Here is an 18,687-nt window from a genome sequence, read left to right on the forward strand (position 1 = left end):
AAGGCTCAACCGCCAGTGGTGTCGGGGTTCAGATCAACAGTCGTCTCGGGATCGCGCTTGCGCTTGTTGCCCATGCGCACGCCGATGTCCATCAGGAACTGGAAAAAACCTTCCTGATCTTCGAGGACATTGCTCCAGAACGGCGAGTGGTACAGCGCCACCGCGCCATGGACCAATGCCCAGGCGGCGCAATAGTGGAAATAAGGCGGGACGTCTTCGAGCTTGCCTTCGTTGATTCGACCTTTGATCAGCAGCGTCAGGCGCTCGAAGTTCGAGGCGCGAATCTTGTGCAGCTCCTCGACCAGCTCCGGCACCTGATTGCCCTTGACGACTTTTTCCTCAAGCCGATCAAACAACCGGTAACGCTGGGGATCGCGCATGCGGAACTCGAAGTAGGCGCGCGACAGCGCTTCCTTGTCCTTGTCGACATCCGCCGAATGCAGCAGCTCGTTCAAATCGCGCTCATAGTCGAGCATCAGGCGCAGGTAAATCTCCGCCTTGGACTTGAAATGCTTGTAGATCGTGCCTTTGCCGATACCCACGGCATCAGCAATCATCTCGACCGTGACGCTGTCTTCACCTTGATCGAGGAACAGCTTGAGCGCGGTGTCGAGAATTTCTTGCTCGCGGCGTCGAAACTCACGGACCTTGCGGGGTTCTTTCTGCATAAGAAGGTCTGTAGGGGTCAAAATCGAAGCCCGGTATTATGCCTAACTTGCGCGAAATTGCACGGATCATCCGACCATGGCGTGGTTTTTTGAGCTAAATGGCCGAATCAGCGTTTTGCGCGACAAATGCGTCGCCGGGCGTGCCTGATGTGCGAAATGCGGACTCAGCAGCGGCCTGGCTATTCCAAATCTGTTTAAAAAATGATCAGAACTAACTGGACGCCCTGCAATCATGACCAATACTTAAGGCGTTGGCGTTGCATATCCCCCAAATGACACGCCAGTAAAGGTGCCGACGGATGGCGCACCTTTGTTTTACTCCTAATGGTCTTAACCCGGATTCACCCCCCAGAACCCGGGTTTTTTTTTGCCCGGGATTCAGGAGGAACATCCAGCGTCTAGCGCTTGAGGTGCGCCAACGGGAACAGGCGGGCGAAGTTGTCGGTAGTCATTTCGGCAAAGCGCTCGTAGGACTCGCCGCGCAGCATGGCGAGAAACTCAGCGACTTCGCGTACGTACTGGGGCAGGTTGGGTTTGCCCCGATAAGGAATCGGCGCCAGATAAGGTGAATCCGTTTCAACCAGCAGGCGATCTGCGGGAACCTGGCGCGCCACATCACGCAACGCATCGGCATTACGGAACGTGACAATGCCGGACAGGGAAATGTAAAAACCCAGGTCCAGCGCCGCCTTGGCCATCTCCCAATCCTCGGTGAAACAATGCAGCACACCGCCTTGGGGCAAGGCCGCTTCGCGCAACAGGTTCAGCGTATCGGCACGCGCACCACGGGTATGCACGATGACCGGTTTGCCGGTGACGTTGGCGGCCTGCAGATGCAAACGAAACGACGCCTGTTGCAGCTCGGCGGCTTCAGGCTCGTAGTGGTAATCCAGACCGGTTTCGCCAATGGCGATCACGCGCGGGTGATTCAATTCGCCCAGCAACCATTCCAGCGCAGGCGCTTCACCGGGTTTCAGGTCCAGCGGATGAATGCCGACCGAGCAATCCACGTCGTCATAGCGCTCCGCCAGGGCTTTGACTGCGCCCGCATTGTCAGCGCTGACGCCGATACAGAGAAAATGCCCAACCCCTCTGCCCCGCGCCGCTTCCAGCGCGGCATCGAGAGAGCCGGCATGTTCAGCGAGGTCCAGGCGATCAAGGTGGCAATGGGAATCTACAAGCATGGCAATGGTTATCTACATCGTGTGAGTTGGGCGGTCGGACTTCAAAGCACCGGCCAGATAAGTTTCGATCATGTTACGGGCAGCATTGTCGCCGTCATTGAATTGCACGCCGACTCCGGCAGCCCTGTTGCCCTGCGCGCCCTTCGGGGTAATCCAGGTGACTTTGCCAGCGACCGGAACCTTCTCCGGCTCGTCCATCAGGTTGAGCAGCATGAACACTTCATCGCCCAGCTTGTAGCTCTTGCTGGTCGGAATGAACAACCCGCCGTTCCTGATGAACGGCATGTAAGCGGCGTACAGCACGGACTTGTCCTTGATGGTCAGGGACAAAATACCGTTACGGGGACCGGAATTCAGCGGCAAACTCATCACAACTCCTCAGGATTCCAATGAATACAGCCTAACGTTGCAGCGGCAAGCCAGCCCACTGTACCAATAAAGCTTCGAGCAGCAGCACGCGGTTGAGATTGGCCTTGGACATGACCTTCTGGCGCTGGGCGAGAATCCAGTCCTGAATGTCGAGGACCTTGCCCTGATTTGATTTCTGCGCCATGTACTGCAGCACTTTGCGCATGTCCGCCAGACCGAGGCCTTCTTCGTCTTCGGTGAGCTGGTAGCGCAGGATCAGGTGCGACCAATCACAGAACCAGTCGAACAACAGCAACAACGGAATATCTTTCCAGCCTTCCGCCAGTTGCGTCGGCGATTGCTGCTGTTTAAGCAGTTTCTTCACCCCGTCGACCACCAGTGCACGCTGCTCGCGAACGCCCTGGGCCTGAAGACTGACAGCGGCCAACGGCGAACCTGCGGCGAGGACCAGCAATTCGTTACGCTCATCCTGCGTACAGCCGGGCAGCGCGTCGGCCAGCCACGCCAGACTCATGGCTTCGCTCGGCAGCGGGCAGGCCTGTTGCACACAACGGCTTCGCACCGTCGGCAACAATCGGCTGGGTTGATGGCTCACCAACAACAGCACGGTGTTGCCCGAAGGCTCTTCAAGACTTTTGAGCAGGGCGTTGGCGGCGTTGATATTCATCGACTCCACGGGCTCGATCAATACCACTTTGCGCCCGCCCATCTGCGCGGTTTGCACAACGAAGCTGACCAGATCGCGCACTTGATCGACCTTGATCGCCTTGTCGGCCTCTTCCGGCTCCAGCACGTAGTTATCCGGATGGCTGCCGGCAACCAGCAACAGGCAGGATTTACAGGTGCCGCACGCTTCCAGCCCCTCAAGACGCTGACACAACAAATTGGCCATCAACCGCTCGGCCAAGGCCCGCTTACCAATTCCGGCGGGGCCGTGCAGCAGGTAAGCGTGCGCGTGCTGAGGGCGTCCGGCCATTTGCTGCCAGAGCGCATCCTGCCAGGGGTAGGCCTCAGCCACGGTAACGCTCCAGCATTTCCGGGATCAACGCATCGAGGGACTGCTGGACTTGCGGCAGCGACAAGGCCGCATCAACCAGACGATAACGGTCCGGCTCGGCGCTCGCACGCTTCAGATAAGTACTGCGTACGGCATCGAAAAAAGTCCGTCCTTCCTGCTCGAATCGGTCGAGTCGACCTCGCGCAGTGGCGCGGGCCAGGCCGACTTCAACCGGCAAGTCGAAGATCAGGGTCAAGTCCGGGCGCAATTCACCCTGAACGAAGTTTTCCAGCGCGGCAATCCGCTGGTGGCTCAGGCCGCGGCCGCCGCCCTGATACGCGTAGGTCGCGTCGGTAAAACGATCACACAAAACAATCTCGCCACGGGCCAGCGCCGGGCGAATCACTTGCGCCAGATGTTGTGCCCGTGCGGCAAATACCAGCAGCAACTCGGTATCGGCATGCATCGACTCATCGCTGGGGGCCAGCAACAACTCGCGAATGCGTTCGGCCAAAGGCGTACCGCCAGGTTCCCGAGTCAGCAATACTTCAATACCTTCGGCGCGCAGTTTGGCGGCGAGGTATTCGCGGTTGGTGCTTTTCCCGGCGCCTTCCGGACCTTCCAGGGTAATAAACAGGCCAGTCACAGGCAGTCCTCGTTCATCTTCATTTCGGGCTTGGCTCGCTCTGGATGGCATCAGGCTGCGCAGCTGGCTCCGGGACGGGCGCGGTTTCGGGCGCCGTCGCCGCATCAGGGACGGGTGCCGCCGGATCGGTTTCCGGAGGGATGACTGGAACAACGGTCGGAGCAGCGGGCGCCGGGCTGGAGCGATAATCGGCACGCCGCTTGAGCTGGTACTCTCGAACGGCCGCGTTATGCGCGTCCAGATCCGCCGAGAACACGTGACTGCCATCGCCGCGTGCGACGAAATACAAACTGCTGCCTGAAACCGGATTCAACGCGGCATGGATAGCTTCACGACCCACCAGAGAAATCGGCGTCGGTGGCAGTCCGGCGATGACGTAAGTGTTGTAAGGCGTTGCTTCCTTGAGATGGGCACGGGTCAGCTTGCCGTTGTAGCGTTCGCCGAGGCCGTAGATAACCGTCGGATCGGTCTGCAGCAACATGCCCAGACGCAGGCGTCTGACAAACACTCCGGCAATCTGCCCACGCTCCTGGGGAACGCCAGTCTCTTTTTCCACCAGCGACGCCATGATCAAGGCTTGATACGGGTCAACGTAGGGAACATCCGCAGCGCGCTTGGCCCATTCTTCATCAAGCACTTCATCCAGACGGTTGTAAGCCTGCTTGAGCAGCTCGACGTCGCTCATGCCCCGCACATAGCGGTAGGTGTCCGGAAAGAAACGACCTTCAGGATAAACATCGGGATGCCCCAGCCTGGCCATCAGCTCGTTGTCGCTCAGACCTGTCAGGGTCTGCTCAAGCTTGGGCTGTTTAGCCAGAGCGGCACGCACCTGACGGAAATTCCAGCCTTCGACCAGGGTCAGGCTGTACTGAACCACTTCGCCACGCTGCCACAAGGTCAGCAACGATTGAGCGTCCATGCCGGGCGTCATCCGGTATTCGCCACTGTGCAGCGACTGTCCGGAGAGATTGAAGCGCCAGTAAAGCCGCAGCCAGAAAGCATCCTTGACCACGCCATCGGCTTCCAGACGATTGAGCACGCCCGTTGGCGTGGAGCCCGCCGGGACGTCCAGCAATTGTTCCTGGGTTACGTTCAATGGCTGATGCAGCGCTTCGTTCTGCTGCCAAAACGCAGCGCCCAGCGCCAGGCCTGCCAGCACTACACCTGTTTCCAGCAAGACCAATAATTTTCGAATCACTAAGCGATATCCAGAAGCGCGAGAACGGTGCGCTGCAGTTTACGGGTGAGCGGCCCAACCGGCCAGCTCAGCTGCATGAAGCCGCAAACGGGCCACACGCCATAGACACTGTTGCAGAGAAATACTTCGTCAGCCTGCTGCAAGTCAGACATTTGCAAGTCGCCGACTACTATCGGGATACCCAGCGCAGGCGCCTGTTCCAGCAATTCGGCACGCATCACCCCGGCGACGCCGCACCGCGCCAGATCGGCAGTGAGAAGAACCCCACCACTGATCAGGAACAGATTGCTGTAGACACCTTCGATGACGCGCCCGGATGTATCAAGCATCAATCCTTCGGCGTGGTCGCTGTCTTGCCATTCCGAGCGGGCGAGCACCTGCTCCAACCGGTTCAGATGTTTGAGCCCGGCCAGCAGCGGCTGTTCAGCCAGACGAGTCTGACACGCAAAAAGGCGTACGCCCTGCGCTGCATGAGCGCTAGGGTACAGCGGCGGCGGGCCGCCTTGCAGGATTCGTCGAGGTTGAGCATTCGGGGCGGGGGCGTAACCGCGCTGACTGTCGCCTCGGGTCATGATCAACTTCATCACGCCGTCGCCCAGCTGTGTGGCAAACGCCAGCAGCTCGCGGTGAACCAAATTCAGGTCGGCGGCGATACCCAGACGAGCACAGCCGCCTTCAAGACGTTGCAGGTGGCGCTCAATAAGCGATGGCCGTCCGTGCTTGACGGCGATGGTCTCAAACAGCCCATCGCCATACGCCAGGCCTCTGTCCTTGATGGACAGCAGATCGGCGGGACAGCCGTCGATCCAGCTGAGCATCACTCGTTGAACCGGCGGAACACCAGTGAGCCATTGGTCCCGCCAAACCCGAACGAGTTGGACAGCACCACGTTGATCGGCATGTTCTGCGCTTCATGGGGCACAAAATTCAGATCACAGCCTTCGCCCGGCTCATCAAGGTTGATGGTCGGCGGTGCGACCTGACCGTTGATGGCCAGAATACTGAAAATCGCTTCCACGGCGCCTGCCGCACCCAGCAAGTGGCCGGTCATGGACTTGGTAGAACTCACCGCCAGCTTGTAGGCATGATCGCCGAACACCGACTTGATCGCCCGCGCCTCAGCCAGGTCGCCGGCCAGCGTCGAGGTACCGTGCGCGTTGATGTACTGGACATCATCGGCATTGACCTTGGCGTCGCGCAGCGCATTGACGATGCAACGCGCCGCACCTGCGCCGTCATCCGGCGGCGAGGTCATGTGATACGCGTCGCCGCTCATGCCGAAGCCGATCAGCTCGGCATAGATCGTCGCCCCGCGCGCCTTGGCGTGTTCCAGTTCTTCAAGCACCAGCGCTCCGGAACCGTCAGACAGGACGAAACCGTCGCGGCCCTTGTCCCACGGACGGCTGGCACGCGTCGGATCGTCGTTGCGGGTCGACAGCGCACGGGACGCACCGAAGCCGCCCATGCCGAGGCCGCAGGCCGCCATTTCGGCGCCGCCGGCAATCATTACGTCAGCCTCGCCATAAGCGATGTTACGTGCGGCCATGCCGATGCAGTGCGTGCCGGTCGTACAGGCCGTCGCAATTGCATAGTTAGGCCCCTGTGCCCCCAGATGGATCGACAGGAAGCCGGAAATCATATTGATGATCGAGCCCGGCACAAAGAACGGGGAAATGCGTCCCGGCCCTTGCTCATGCAGCGACCGGCTGTTGTTTTCGATATTGGTCAGGCCGCCGATACCGGAACCCATGGCTACGCCAATGCGATCACGGTTGGCGTCGGTGACTTCAAGGCCGGAATTGCGCACAGCCTGAAAACTGGCCGCCAGACCATATTGAATGAAGAGATCCAACCGGCGGGCCTCTTTGGGCTGCAGATACTCTTCAACGTTGAATCCTTTGATCGAACCGCCAAAGCGGGTCGTGTAAGCCGAAAGGTCCGTGTGCTCGATCAGGCCAATGCCACTGCGGCCAGCCAGAATGCCTTGCCAACTGCTCGGCACATCCGTACCCAATGGCGACAGCATACCCATACCGGTGACCACGACGCGTCTACGCGACACAGGACTCTCCTTTTCTCTTATTGACGATACAGGGCATCGTTTTTAAAGAAAAAACCGCACGCCGGCAGGCAGTGCGGTTTTCCCATGACAGCAACGACGATTACAGCGTGTTACGCCTGGTGGGCAGTAACGTAATCGATAGCAGCTTGAACAGTAGTGATTTTCTCAGCTTCTTCGTCAGGGATTTCAGTCTCGAATTCCTCTTCCAGAGCCATCACCAGCTCAACGGTATCAAGGGAGTCAGCACCCAGGTCTTCAACGAAGGAAGCACTGTTGACAACTTCTTCCTCCTTGACGCCAAGTTGCTCGGTAACGATTTTCTTGACGCGCTCTTCGATGGTGCTCATACCTAGTTTTAACTCCTAGTGGACAAATTCAGGCAGCTGGCCGGTGGGTAAGTGTATAGAAGAGGTTTTGCGCATTTCAAGCTCAATGCTAACCCCGCTGACCTCACCGACCTGACGCCCATTAATAGATTGCAGCTTTATAACGGATTTTGGACACAACGTATGACATTATTTTACCGCAACCCGTTACATTTAACTCATGTACATGCCGCCATTCACGGGGATTGTAGCCCCGGTAACGTAGCCTGCACCTTCCGAAGCAAGAAAAGCGACCACGTGCGCGATCTCTTCAGCCTGCCCCAGACGACCCAGTGGAATCTGGGAAATCAGCGACTCACGCTGCGCTTCCGGTAGCTCACGCGTCATATCGGTATCGATAAAACCCGGTGCAACCGAGTTTACCGTCACCGCACGCGAACCCACTTCACGAGCCAGGGCCCGGCTGAAACCTTCCAGACCGGCCTTCGCGGCTGCATAGTTTACTTGGCCTGCGTTGCCCATGGCACCCACAACGGAACCAATACTGATAATTCGGCCCCAGCGAGCCTTGGTCATGCCCCGCAAAACGCCCTTGGACAAGCGGAACAGGCTGTTCAGGTTGGTGTCGACAACATCATGCCATTCGTCATCTTTCATGCGCATCATCAGGTTGTCACGGGTGATGCCCGCGTTATTGACGAGGATCAACGGCGCGCCAACACGCTCCTGAATCAATGCCAGGGTGGCGCTGACCGACTCGGAGTCCGTCACATTGAGCATCAGACCGAAGCCTTCGATGCCCTGCTCCTTGAACGTCGCGCTGATGCGCTCGGCACCGCTCTCGGAAGTCGCGGTCCCCACGACCACAGCACCATTGCGCCCCAATTCCAGGGCAATGGCTTGACCAATTCCACGACTGGCACCGGTAACCAGTGCAACTTTACCTTGCAGGCTCATGCAAGCTCTCCTTATCAGGCCAGTGCCGCGCGAGCGGCGGCAAAGGCGTCTGGGGTGTTGAGGTTGTGAGTCGTCACGCCGTCGGCGCAACGCTTGTTGAGGCCAGCCAGCACTTTACCCGGCCCGCATTCGATCAACTGGACAGCTCCGTTGGCGGCCAGCGCCTGAATCGATTCGACCCAACGGACCGGCTTGTAGAGCTGCTGCAACAGATCGGACTTCAGCGTATCGAGGTCGGACACAACAGCAGCGCTGACATTCTGCACCAGCGGAATCTGTGGAGCCTGCCAATCGATTGCTTCGACCGACTCGGCAAAGCGCTCGGCAGCCGGACGCATCAATTCGCAATGCGACGGCACGCTTACCGGCAACGGCAGGGCACGCTTGGCGCCACGCGCCTTGCACAGCTCCATGGCGCGTTGCACTGCAGCGGTCGAACCGGCAATGACAACCTGGCCTGGCGAGTTGAAATTCACCGCACTGACCACGTCGCCTTGCGCCGCTTCGGCACAGGCCGCCAACACGTCAGCGTCATCCAGGCCAAGAATCGCCGCCATGGCGCCCTGCCCCGCAGGAACCGCTTCCTGCATCAACTGGCCGCGACGCTCCACGAGTTTAACCGCATCGCCCAGCGACAGACTGCCGGCCGCAACCAGCGCACTGTACTCACCCAGGCTGTGCCCGGCGACGAAGGCGGGGCGAGCGCCGCCTTCGGCCAGCCAAAGGCGCCACAACGCAATGGAGGCGGTGAGGATAGCGGGCTGGGTTTTGTCGGTTTGATTGAGTTCGGTTTCCGGCCCTTGCTGGGTCAGCACCCAAAGGTCGTAGCCCAGCGCCTGAGACGCTTGTGCGAAAGTTTCCTGGATCAACGGGTATTGCGCAGCCAGCTCGGCAAGCATGCCCAGCGACTGTGAACCTTGACCCGGAAAGACGAATGCGAGGGATGCAGACATTTAACAAGCCTCTGAATTGTTGTCGCCGAAATTGACGCCCGGCCGTTTTGCCGTGCGCAAGAAGTCGAATATTAAAGACTGATCGTTTGGATGACTGCTCGGTCAGTAGCGTCACATTTTCGGGAATTGCGTCCCGACGGCATACTAAAGCAACTCCTCAAGACGTCCATGCAAGCGTTGCGGAAGATTTTCGTGAATCTCGATCAACGCCCGTTGAATCGCGCTTTGAAAGCCCTGAACACCGGCCGAACCGTGGCTTTTCACCACAATCCCCTGCAAACCGAGAAAACTGGCACCATTGTGCCTGGCCGGCGCCAGATCGGCCTGCATGCGTTTCATCAGCGGCAGCGCCAAGACACCAACGGCTTTGGTGACCAGGTTCTGACTGAACAAAGCCTGCACCCGCGCCGAAATCATCGTCGCCAGGCCTTCGCTGGACTTGAGCAGTATATTGCCGACAAAACCATCACAGACCACGACGTCAGCTTCACCGCGATACAGACCGTCACCTTCGATGAAACCGGAATAATTCAGCCCTGGAGCCGCCTGCAGCAGACTGGCCGCCAGCTTGACCTGCTGATTGCCCTTGATGTCTTCAGTGCCGACATTGAGCAGCGCCACTTTGGGGCGAGAAACTCCCAACGCTTCAGCGGCTACCGAACCCATCACGGCAAACTGATACAAATTCTCGGCGCTGCAATCGACATTCGCCCCCAGGTCCAGCAACTGACAATAGCCGCGCTGGGTCGGGATCGCTGCAACCATCGCCGGACGGTCGATGCCCGGCAAGGTTTTGAGCACGAAACGTGACAACGCCATCAGCGCACCCGTATTGCCAGCACTGACACAGGCCTGCGCCTGCCCATCGGCCACCAGACCTAAAGCCACGCGCATGGACGAGTCGGGCTTGCCACGCAGCGCCTGGGATGGACGTTCATCCATAGCGATGACTTCGGTAGCGTTGACAACGTGCAGGCGAGAGCGATCCACACCGGATTGGCGGGCAATGAGGGCTTCAATTAGGGAGGCTTGACCCACAAGGATCAGATGCAGCGAGGGCGTAGCAATCAGGCACGCGAGGCTTGCCTGAACAATGTTGCGGGGACCGAAGTCCCCGCCCATTGCGTCGATCGCGATGATCGGAGCGGACAAGAAATTACTCGTCAGCGCCCTTGTCGATCACTTTACGACCACGGTAAACACCTTCCGGCGAAACGTGGTGACGCAGGTGAATTTCACCCGTTGTCTTTTCTACCGACAGAGTGCTTGCCTCAAGAGCGTCGTGGGAACGACGCATGTCACGGGCAGAGCGGGATTTTTTGTTCTGCTGAACAGCCATAATTGATTAACTCCTAAACGTTTGGGTCACGCTTTAACTGCGCCAATACACTGAACGGGTTGGACCGCGTTACCTCGTCCACGCTCGGTTCGGGCTCATCGAGACCCGCCGGCTGCTGGCATTCTTCCGGATGATGAGCCGGCACAATGGGCAAGGCGAGCAGAAGCTCTTCCTCGATCAAAGCCAGCAGATCCAATGGATCTTCGCCCAGTTCCAGCACGTCATAACCTTTCGGTAACGACTGGGTATTCGCACCCTCCTTCATCACCGCGTAACTGCATTCGCTGTGAATCGGCAGGGTGACCAGCTCAAGACAACGCTGGCAAACCATCTTGACTTCGACGTCGATAGAACTGTGAATTACTACAGATCTACGTTCGTCACGCTCAAAAACGAATTTCGCCTGCACCGTACCGAGGTTATCGGAAAGCGGGTCGCAGAGTCTCTCCAAATCGGCCAGCAGCACTTCACCTTGAAGGGTAGTGCCACGATCAGCCAATTTGCGCGGGTCAACGTGAGGTGGAATCGGGTCATTCAACATAGGCGCAGCATTCTAGGGACGACCCCCAGGCATGTCAAAGGAAATTCAGGCCTGTTATCCGCCAGCAGACTGATTAGAATCACTTTTCACCCGATGGAGAACCCCATGTTGCCCTTGCTGCTTGCTTCCAGCTCACCTTATCGCCGGGAATTGCTGGCCCGATTGCGCCTGCCATTCGTCTGCAGCTCGCCTGAAATCGACGAGAGCCATCGAGCCGATGAAAGCGCTATCGAGCTGGTGCAAAGGCTGGCCGAGGAGAAAGCCAGGGCGCTGGCCAACGATTATCCGGATCACCTGATCATCGGTTCGGATCAGGTCGCGGTGCTCGACGGCAGGATCCTCGGCAAACCGCACACCTTCGAGCGCGCCCAGGCACAACTCTCGGCCGCCAGCGGCCGCAGCGTCACCTTTCTTACCGGCCTGGCGCTGTTCAATAGCGCCACCGGGCACTGTCAGGTCGATCACGTGCCGTTTACCGTGCATATGCGCGTGCTGGACCCGGCAAGCATCGAACGCTACCTGCTCGCAGAGCAGCCCTACGACTGCGCTGGCAGCTTCAAGGCCGAAGGGTTGGGGGTGAGCCTGTTTCGCGCGACGGAAGGCAGCGACGCCACCAGCCTGATCGGCCTGCCGCTGATTCGACTGGTGGACATGCTTGGCGAAGAAGGCATCACCACACCCTGACACCACAAACAAGAAACCCGACCAATGGTCGGGCTCCTTTCTTTATATACAGCAGTTTTGTCAACGCAAGGCTGGTCCGTTAAACCCCGCCCACATGGCGATCTGCTGAGCGACACTGGCGCCGAGCTTTTTCGAGAAACGATCCAGCGGCGACTCTTTGACGGTGTAGTCCACCATCTCTTTCTCGCCGATCACATCACGGGCGACGTAACTGGCGCTGCCCAGGCCATCGATCAAACCCAACGGCAAAGCCTGCTCACCGGTCCAGACCAGACCCGAGAACAGCTCAGGATGCTCTTTATCCTTGAGACGGTCGCCACGGCCGAGCTTGACGCTGGCGATGAACTGCTTGTGCGTGGTGTCGAGCACGCCTTGCCAGAACGCCGTCTCATCAGCTTTTTGCGGCTGGAACGGATCAAGAAAGGCCTTGTGCTCGCCGGAAGTATAGGTACGGCGATCGACGCCCAGTTTGTCCATGATGCCGACAAAACCGAAACCCGCCGCCGTAACACCAATAGAACCCACCAGACTGGCCTTGTCGGCATAGATCTGGTCAGCGGCACTGGCGATGTAGTAAGCGCCGGAAGCGCCCAGATCGGTAATGACGGCGTACACCTTGATTGCAGGCTTCTGGGCACGCAGGCGACGTATTTCGTCGGCGATATAGCCGGATTGCACCGGGCTGCCGCCCGGGCTGTTAATCCTCAGGATCACACCCTTGGTCTTCGTGTCATCAAAGGCCGCACGCAGGGCGCCAACAATGTTATCGGCACTCGCCGGTTCGTTGTCGGCAATCATGCCCTGCACTTCGATCAGCGCAGTATGGTTCTCGCTGCGCGACGCGCCTTTGTCAAAACTCAACAGCGGCGTGAACAGGAACAACGCCGTCATCAGGTATAAAAACGTCAGGGATTTGAAAAAGATCCCCCAGCGCCGCGAGCGTCGCTGCTCCTGAACGCCCGCCAGCAATGTTTTTTCCAGCAACTTCCAGCTCTTGGCGTCAGCCTTGCTGTCAGCGACTTCATCTGCATCTCTGGAGACTGGAGCTTTCCATTCGTCCGACATTCTCAATCACCCCAACAACGAAGATTCAGCACTGCGCGCACCCAACCAGGTGCGCAATTCGGGAAAACTATCGATGGCCAGACGCGGCTCGTATTCAAGCAACGAGGACAGCGACTGTGCGCCGTACCCCACCGCGACCGAATCCATGCCAGCGTTACGCGCCATCAACAAATCAAAAGATGCATCACCCACCATCAGCGCTCGCTCGGGCGCCACACCGCAATGCTCGAGGATTTCGTTAAGCATCAGCGGATCCGGCTTGCTGGCGGACTCGTCGGCAGCGCGGGTAATGTCGAAAAAATCCAGCCAGTCGTGCGCCTTGAGCACCCGATCCAGCCCGCGCCGCGCCTTGCCGGTGGCCACCGCCAACTGATAACCCTCTGCGCGAAACCCTTCGATCACTTCCCGCACTCCAGCAAATAACGGCGAAGGGACCGTATTATCCAGAGCCATATAACTGTCGGCATAGCGCTGGCGAAAGTCGATCAGATCGTTCGCGCTGATGTCCGGATAAAGCGTGCGAATGGCTTCCGGCAAACCCAGGCCGATGATGCCCTTGATCGCAAAGTCATCACGCACCTCACGGTCGCTCAAGGTCGCCGCAACCTGCATTGCCTCGACAATGCGACCGATGGAATCGGCCAGGGTGCCGTCCCAATCGAAAATCAGCAGCTCATAGTTTGACGGCTTGAAATCAGGGCGCACTCAATCGCTCCACGGTCTTGGCCCACATGTCATCCACCGGGGCCTGCAGCTTCAACTCGCCACCATCGGGCAGCGGTACGGTCAACATATAGGCATGCAGGAACAGACGCTTGCCGCCCAGATCACGAATTTCGCGACTGAAATCTTCGTCGCCGTACTTGGTGTCGCCAGCGATGGCGTGCCCGGCATGCAAGGTATGCACGCGAATCTGGTGCGTGCGACCGGTCACCGGCTTGGCCTCGACCATGGTGGCGAAGTCACCGAAGCGCCGCAGCACCTTGAAGATCGTCAGCGCTTCCTTGCCTTCGTCATTGACCTCGACCATCCGCTCGCCGGAGCGCAGGTTGCTCTTGAGCAATGGCGCATTGACGCGCTTCTGTGCGGTGTCCCAATGCCCGCGAACCAGCGCCATGTAACGCTTGTCGACGCCATCGCCGCGCAGGGCTTCGTGCAGGTGACGCAGCATGCTGCGTTTCTTGGCGATCATCAGCAGACCGGAAGTGTCACGGTCGAGACGATGCACCAGCTCCAGCTCCTTGGCGTCCGGGCGCATCTGACGGAAGGCTTCGATCACACCGAAGTTCAGGCCGCTGCCGCCATGCACAGCGATACCGGCCGGCTTGTTCAGCACGATCAGCGCCTTGTCTTCGAAGACAATGGCCGCCTCAAGGCGCTGCAACAGGCCTTGGGCCACGGGCACGGGCGCGTCACGCTCAGGCACGCGCACCGGTGGAACGCGAATGATGTCGCCTGCCTGCAACTTGTACTCGGGCTTGATTCGACCCTTGTTCACTCGCACTTCGCCTTTGCGCAAAATGCGGTAGATCAAGGTCTTAGGCACGCCTTTGAGGAAAGTGACAAGAAAATTATCGATACGTTGACCGGCATATTCCGGCGCAACCTCTACCAGCTGGACGCTGGGGGTTGGAGGGGTGATGTTCGTCATGCCGCAAATCATAACAATTTTTTATGGATTTGAAGCACTTAATGATTGCTGCTATAGTCGCGAACGCCGCCAAAAGCGGCCTGGACAGCGGACAAACGGTCTAACCACCGGCCCTGCCCAACGCAATTCACGAGGACGCGAGGCCGTCCTACGGGGCTTTCGGTGACAACGAACAGGCTGTAGATGTAACAAGCGCAGGTGACATGAGGCCTGAAACATGCCAGATCGCAGAGTTATCACTCGCCTTCAGAGCTAAAAATTCACGGCCAGTTCACAAAGTGCAGTCATCTTCAGACATTTCGTGCGAATACTTCGGAAATAACGCCTCAAGCCATGATGCGCGGCCCTCCTGAAGAAGGTCGCGGTAAATGCCAACCCGTTGCGGATTCAGCGCGCGGCAGCACCCGAATTATCAGGGATACGTGTAGGGTGGAGACGCACAACCATCGGACTGTGTAGCACTAGGCTTATTCAAGACGCTTCATCTCGTCCGCTACCGATGGTCGATTCCTCCTCCTGACAAAGCTTTTGCTGACAGGGTGGCTTTATGTCACCCCAGCAAGCAGGAAACGTCGTCGCGACGCCGGCCCCTCTGGCCGGTTCCCCGCTAGACACTGGAGTGTCCAACCACTCTTGACGTGCCCTGACACCGACCGTGAGAAGTCGTGTGTGCCGAACGCCGTTTCCGGCAGCCCGGAAACCGACGGTACTACATGAAAAGAATGCTGATTAACGCAACTCAACCCGAAGAGTTGCGTGTTGCACTGGTAGATGGCCAACGCCTCTATGACCTGGACATCGAGTCGGGTGCGCGCGAGCAGAAGAAAGCCAACATCTATAAAGGCCGAATCACTCGCATCGAACCAAGCCTGGAGGCTGCCTTTGTCGATTTCGGCTCTGAGCGCCATGGCTTCCTGCCCCTCAAGGAAATCTCCCGCGAGTACTTCAAAAAGGCTCCTGAAGGCCGCGTCAACATCAAGGACGTCCTGAGCGAAGGCCAGGAAGTCATCGTTCAGGTCGAGAAAGAAGAACGTGGCAACAAAGGCGCAGCCTTGACCACCTTCATCAGCCTCGCCGGTCGTTATCTGGTTCTGATGCCTAACAACCCACGTGCCGGCGGTATTTCCCGTCGCATCGAAGGTGAAGAGCGCAACGAACTGCGTGAAGCACTCAACGGCCTGATCGCTCCGGCCGACATGGGTCTGATCGTGCGCACTGCCGGCCTGGGCCGCAGCAGCGAAGAAATGCAGTGGGACCTCGATTACCTGCTGCAACTCTGGACCGCCATCAAGGAAGCCTCCCTGGATCGCTCCGCGCCTTTCCTGATCTATCAGGAAAGCAACGTGATCATCCGCGCCATCCGCGACTATCTGCGTCAGGACATCGGCGAAGTGCTGATCGACAGCGTCGAAGCCCAGGAAGAAGCCCTGACGTTCATCCGTCAGGTGATGCCTCAGTACGCCAGCAAGATCAAGCTTTACGAAGACAGCGTTCCGCTGTTCAACCGTTTCCAGATCGAAAGCCAGATCGAGACCGCCTTCCAGCGCGTCGTTGAACTGCCTTCCGGCGGTTCCATCGTTATCGACCCGACCGAAGCCCTGGTGTCCATCGACATCAACTCGGCCCGCGCCACCAAAGGCAGCGATATCGAAGAAACCGCGCTGCAGACCAACCTTGAAGCTGCTGAAGAAATCGCCCGTCAATTGCGCCTGCGCGATATCGGCGGCCTGATCGTCATCGACTTCATCGACATGACACCGGCCAAGAACCAGCGCGCCGTGGAAGAAAAAGTCCGCGAAAGCCTGGAAGCCGACCGCGCCCGCGTTCAGGTTGGCCGCATCTCGCGCTTTGGCCTGCTGGAAATGTCCCGTCAGCGCCTGCGCCCTTCCCTGGGTGAAAGCAGCGGCATCGTCTGCCCGCGTTGCAACGGCACCGGCATCATTCGTGACGTTGAATCGCTGTCGCTGGCAATTCTGCGCCTGATTGAAGAAGAAGCCCTGAAGGACCGCACCGCCGAAGTCCGCGCCCAGGTGCCGATCCCGGTTGCTGCGTTCCTGCTCAACGAAAAACGCAACTCGATCACCAAGATCGAACTGCGCACCCGCGCCCGCATCATCATCCTGCCGAACGATCATCTCGAAACGCCACACTTCGAAGTGCAGCGTCTGCGTGATGACAGCCCGGAAGCGCACACCAATCAGTCCAGCTACGAAATCGCTGCTGCGGCTGCCGAAGTGGAAGAAGTCGCGCCGCCAGCCGCTGCGACCCGCACCCTGGTTCGCCAGGAAGCCGCAGTCAAGACCGCGCCGCCACGTGCCAACGCACCGGTTCCGGTTGAAGCTGCTGCTCCCGCGCCTGCTCCGGTGGTTCATGAACCAAGCCTGTTCAAAGGCCTGGTGAAATCCCTGGTGAGCCTGTTCGCCGCCAAGGAAGAGCCTGCGGCACCGGTCGTCGTTGAGAAACCTGCGGCTGCCGAGCGTCCAGCTCGCAACGAGGAACGCCGTAACGGTCGTCAACAGAGCCGTGGCCGCACCAATCGCCGCGACGAAGAGCGCAAGCCCCGCGAAGAACGCGCCCCGCGTGAAGAGCGCGCAGAACGCGCTCCTCGCGAAGAGCGTGCGCCACGTGAAGAGCGTGCACCCCGCGAGCCGCGTGAAGTTCGTGACGAGACCACCACTGCCGCAGCCCCACGCGAAGAGCGTCCGGCCCGCGCGCCACGTGAAGAACGCGCACCGCGTGCTCCCCGTGAAGACCGCAAGTCCCGCGAAGACCGTCCGGTCCGCGAACTGCGTGAGCCACTGGATGCTGCCCCGGCAGTCAACCTGGCCCGCGAAGAGCGTCCTGAACGCGCTCCACGTGAAGAACGCCAGCCGCGCCAGCCTCGTGAAGAACGCCAACCACGTGCCGAACAGGCCGTAGCGGCGGTCAGCGAAGACGAAGTGTTGCTCAACGAAGAGCTGATCGCCGACGATAATCAGGACGGCGCCGAAGGCGATCGCCCTCGTCGTCGCTCACGTGGTCAGCGTCGTCGCAGCAACCGTCGCGAGCGTCAACGTGATGCCAACGGCAATGTGATCGAAGGTTCCGAAGGTGCTGAAGGTGCCGAAGAAGACGCCGAGCAAGCCAGCAGCACTGATGTCGCCGCAGGACTGGCAGTTACAGCCGCTGTCGCCAGCACTGTGATCAGCGCTCCGGCCGAAGCTCAGGCCAATCGTCAGGCAGAACGAGCGACGGCAGCCGTCGAAGCGTCGGATTCGTCCTTCGCCCAATCGACCGAGGTGCAAACCCCATCGATCCAGACGCCAGCGTTCGAAGCACCGGAAGCCGAAGCCGAGAAAAGCGAAGTTGCCGAAACCGCAGCTTTTGCACTCGAAGCACCGGCCATCGAAGCTCCAATCGCCGAACAAGCGCCTAAAGCCGAGCCAGCGCCGGATGTAGAAGCACAGCCTGCGTTCGAAGCTCCAGTCGAAGCGCCAGCAATGGCCGCCCAGAGCGAGCTGTTCGACGCACCGCACGCCGAGCGCGTCGTACCGTTCAAGCCAACGCCAGAGCCAACCGCTCAGGCGCCACTGGCAGAAGAAGCAGCTCCATCCCGTGACGAGGCCTCGGTTACAGAACCGGCGGTCACTGAGTCGGCTGAACTGCCAACGCCTGCACCTGTGGTTGCCGAAGCGCCTGCGTCTTACGCAGCGCCGGAAATCGTTGCCACGCCACCTGCCGCAGAAGCTGCAGTGGCTGTCACCGAAGTCGAGGCCGAAGCTGAACCCCAGGCCCCGGCCGCTCCGGTAAGCAGCACTGGCCGTGCGCCAAACGACCCACGTGAAGTGCGTCGTCGCAAGCGTGAAGCTGAACGTCTGCAGAAAGAAGCTGAAGAAGCTGCCGCCAACGCTCCAGTCGTGACTGAAGCAGCCCCGGTTGTATCCGAAGCCGAGCCGACTCAACCTTCACCGGTTGTCGACGACAACCTGCAACCGGTTGAAGAAGTCGTGCAGCAACACCCGAAAACGCTGGAAGAAAACAACGAGCCTAAACCACTCGTCTAAGCGC

The 18,687-nt window shown here is 59.1% G+C and carries 19 protein-coding genes; 2 read left to right on the forward strand and 17 right to left on the reverse strand.

Features of this window, described 5'->3' with window-relative positions:
* Positions 1 to 5 precede the first annotated feature (5 nt).
* From CFII64_RS08470 to CFII64_RS08535, 14 genes are all read right to left on the reverse strand, one after another.
* Positions 6 to 668, reverse strand: a complete 663-nt coding sequence (locus CFII64_RS08470) for a TetR/AcrR family transcriptional regulator (RefSeq protein WP_020290373.1) — start codon at positions 666 to 668, stop codon at positions 6 to 8.
* A 398-nt stretch (positions 669 to 1,066) separates the two neighbouring features.
* Positions 1,067 to 1,852 (reverse strand): TatD family hydrolase, encoded by a 786-nt coding sequence (locus CFII64_RS08475; protein WP_020290374.1) that lies wholly within the window; start codon positions 1,850 to 1,852, stop codon positions 1,067 to 1,069.
* A gap of 12 nt (positions 1,853 to 1,864) precedes the next feature.
* A complete protein-coding gene (locus tag CFII64_RS08480) occupies positions 1,865 to 2,221 on the reverse strand; it encodes a PilZ domain-containing protein (RefSeq protein WP_020290375.1) in 357 nt (118 codons plus the stop codon).
* 31 nt (positions 2,222 to 2,252) lie between these two features.
* On the reverse strand, positions 2,253 to 3,239 hold the full coding sequence (locus CFII64_RS08485; RefSeq protein WP_020290376.1) for a DNA polymerase III subunit delta': 987 nt from the start codon (positions 3,237 to 3,239) through the stop codon (positions 2,253 to 2,255).
* Positions 3,232 to 3,864: a dTMP kinase gene (gene tmk / locus CFII64_RS08490; protein ID WP_020290377.1), complete on the reverse strand. Its 633-nt coding sequence runs from the start codon at positions 3,862 to 3,864 to the stop codon at positions 3,232 to 3,234. The genes CFII64_RS08485 and tmk overlap by 8 nt, the downstream gene beginning before the upstream one ends.
* 19 nt (positions 3,865 to 3,883) lie before the next feature.
* Entirely contained in the window at positions 3,884 to 5,062 is a 1,179-nt protein-coding gene (gene mltG, locus CFII64_RS08495) for an endolytic transglycosylase MltG (RefSeq protein WP_020290378.1), read from the reverse strand.
* Complete coding sequence (gene pabC, locus CFII64_RS08500; protein WP_020290379.1) at positions 5,062 to 5,880, reverse strand: aminodeoxychorismate lyase; 819 nt, start codon at positions 5,878 to 5,880, stop codon at positions 5,062 to 5,064. Before pabC ends, mltG begins: the two co-directional genes overlap by 1 nt.
* Positions 5,880 to 7,124: a beta-ketoacyl-ACP synthase II gene (fabF, locus tag CFII64_RS08505; RefSeq protein WP_020290380.1), complete on the reverse strand. Its 1,245-nt coding sequence runs from the start codon at positions 7,122 to 7,124 to the stop codon at positions 5,880 to 5,882. Before fabF ends, pabC begins: the two co-directional genes overlap by 1 nt.
* 110 nt (positions 7,125 to 7,234) lie before the next feature.
* Positions 7,235 to 7,471 (reverse strand): acyl carrier protein, encoded by a 237-nt coding sequence (gene acpP, locus CFII64_RS08510; protein WP_020290381.1) that lies wholly within the window; start codon positions 7,469 to 7,471, stop codon positions 7,235 to 7,237.
* Between the two features lie 192 nt (positions 7,472 to 7,663).
* The gene (gene fabG, locus CFII64_RS08515; RefSeq protein WP_020290382.1) at positions 7,664 to 8,407 is read right to left on the reverse strand and encodes a 3-oxoacyl-ACP reductase FabG; all 744 of its coding nucleotides are present in this window, start codon (positions 8,405 to 8,407) and stop codon (positions 7,664 to 7,666) included.
* A gap of 14 nt (positions 8,408 to 8,421) precedes the next feature.
* The gene (gene fabD / locus CFII64_RS08520) at positions 8,422 to 9,360 is read right to left on the reverse strand and encodes an ACP S-malonyltransferase (protein WP_020290383.1); all 939 of its coding nucleotides are present in this window, start codon (positions 9,358 to 9,360) and stop codon (positions 8,422 to 8,424) included.
* 144 nt (positions 9,361 to 9,504) lie between these two features.
* Positions 9,505 to 10,512: a phosphate acyltransferase PlsX gene (gene plsX, locus CFII64_RS08525; RefSeq protein ID WP_020290384.1), complete on the reverse strand. Its 1,008-nt coding sequence runs from the start codon at positions 10,510 to 10,512 to the stop codon at positions 9,505 to 9,507.
* Between the two features lie 4 nt (positions 10,513 to 10,516).
* Entirely contained in the window at positions 10,517 to 10,699 is a 183-nt protein-coding gene (gene rpmF, locus CFII64_RS08530; protein WP_002552688.1) for a 50S ribosomal protein L32, read from the reverse strand.
* 13 nt (positions 10,700 to 10,712) lie between these two features.
* Positions 10,713 to 11,240, reverse strand: coding sequence for a YceD family protein (locus tag CFII64_RS08535; RefSeq protein ID WP_020290385.1), 528 nt, complete (start codon positions 11,238 to 11,240; stop codon positions 10,713 to 10,715).
* Positions 11,241 to 11,345: 105 nt separating this feature from the next.
* On the opposite strand from CFII64_RS08535, the gene CFII64_RS08540 reads away from it, so the two are divergent.
* Positions 11,346 to 11,924, forward strand: a complete 579-nt coding sequence (locus tag CFII64_RS08540; RefSeq protein WP_020290386.1) for a nucleoside triphosphate pyrophosphatase — start codon at positions 11,346 to 11,348, stop codon at positions 11,922 to 11,924.
* A gap of 60 nt (positions 11,925 to 11,984) precedes the next feature.
* On the opposite strand, the gene CFII64_RS08545 is transcribed toward CFII64_RS08540, so the two are convergent.
* Genes CFII64_RS08545 through rluC form a run of 3 tightly spaced genes read right to left on the reverse strand, consistent with a single transcriptional unit; the run spans position 11,985 to position 14,640 of the window.
* Positions 11,985 to 12,989 (reverse strand): S49 family peptidase, encoded by a 1,005-nt coding sequence (locus CFII64_RS08545; protein ID WP_020290387.1) that lies wholly within the window; start codon positions 12,987 to 12,989, stop codon positions 11,985 to 11,987.
* A 6-nt stretch (positions 12,990 to 12,995) separates the two neighbouring features.
* Positions 12,996 to 13,694, reverse strand: a complete 699-nt coding sequence (locus CFII64_RS08550) for an HAD-IA family hydrolase (RefSeq protein ID WP_020290388.1) — start codon at positions 13,692 to 13,694, stop codon at positions 12,996 to 12,998.
* Positions 13,684 to 14,640: a 23S rRNA pseudouridine(955/2504/2580) synthase RluC gene (gene rluC / locus CFII64_RS08555; protein ID WP_020290389.1), complete on the reverse strand. Its 957-nt coding sequence runs from the start codon at positions 14,638 to 14,640 to the stop codon at positions 13,684 to 13,686. The genes CFII64_RS08550 and rluC overlap by 11 nt, the downstream gene beginning before the upstream one ends.
* Positions 14,641 to 15,362: 722 nt before the next feature.
* Between rluC and rne the strand changes: the two genes are divergently transcribed.
* Complete coding sequence (gene rne / locus CFII64_RS08560; RefSeq protein ID WP_020290390.1) at positions 15,363 to 18,683, forward strand: ribonuclease E; 3,321 nt, start codon at positions 15,363 to 15,365, stop codon at positions 18,681 to 18,683.
* Positions 18,684 to 18,687: the final 4 nt, after the last annotated feature.

The sequence above is a fragment of the Pseudomonas sp. CFII64 genome (assembly GCF_000416235.1).
GTDB lineage: Bacteria > Pseudomonadota > Gammaproteobacteria > Pseudomonadales > Pseudomonadaceae > Aquipseudomonas.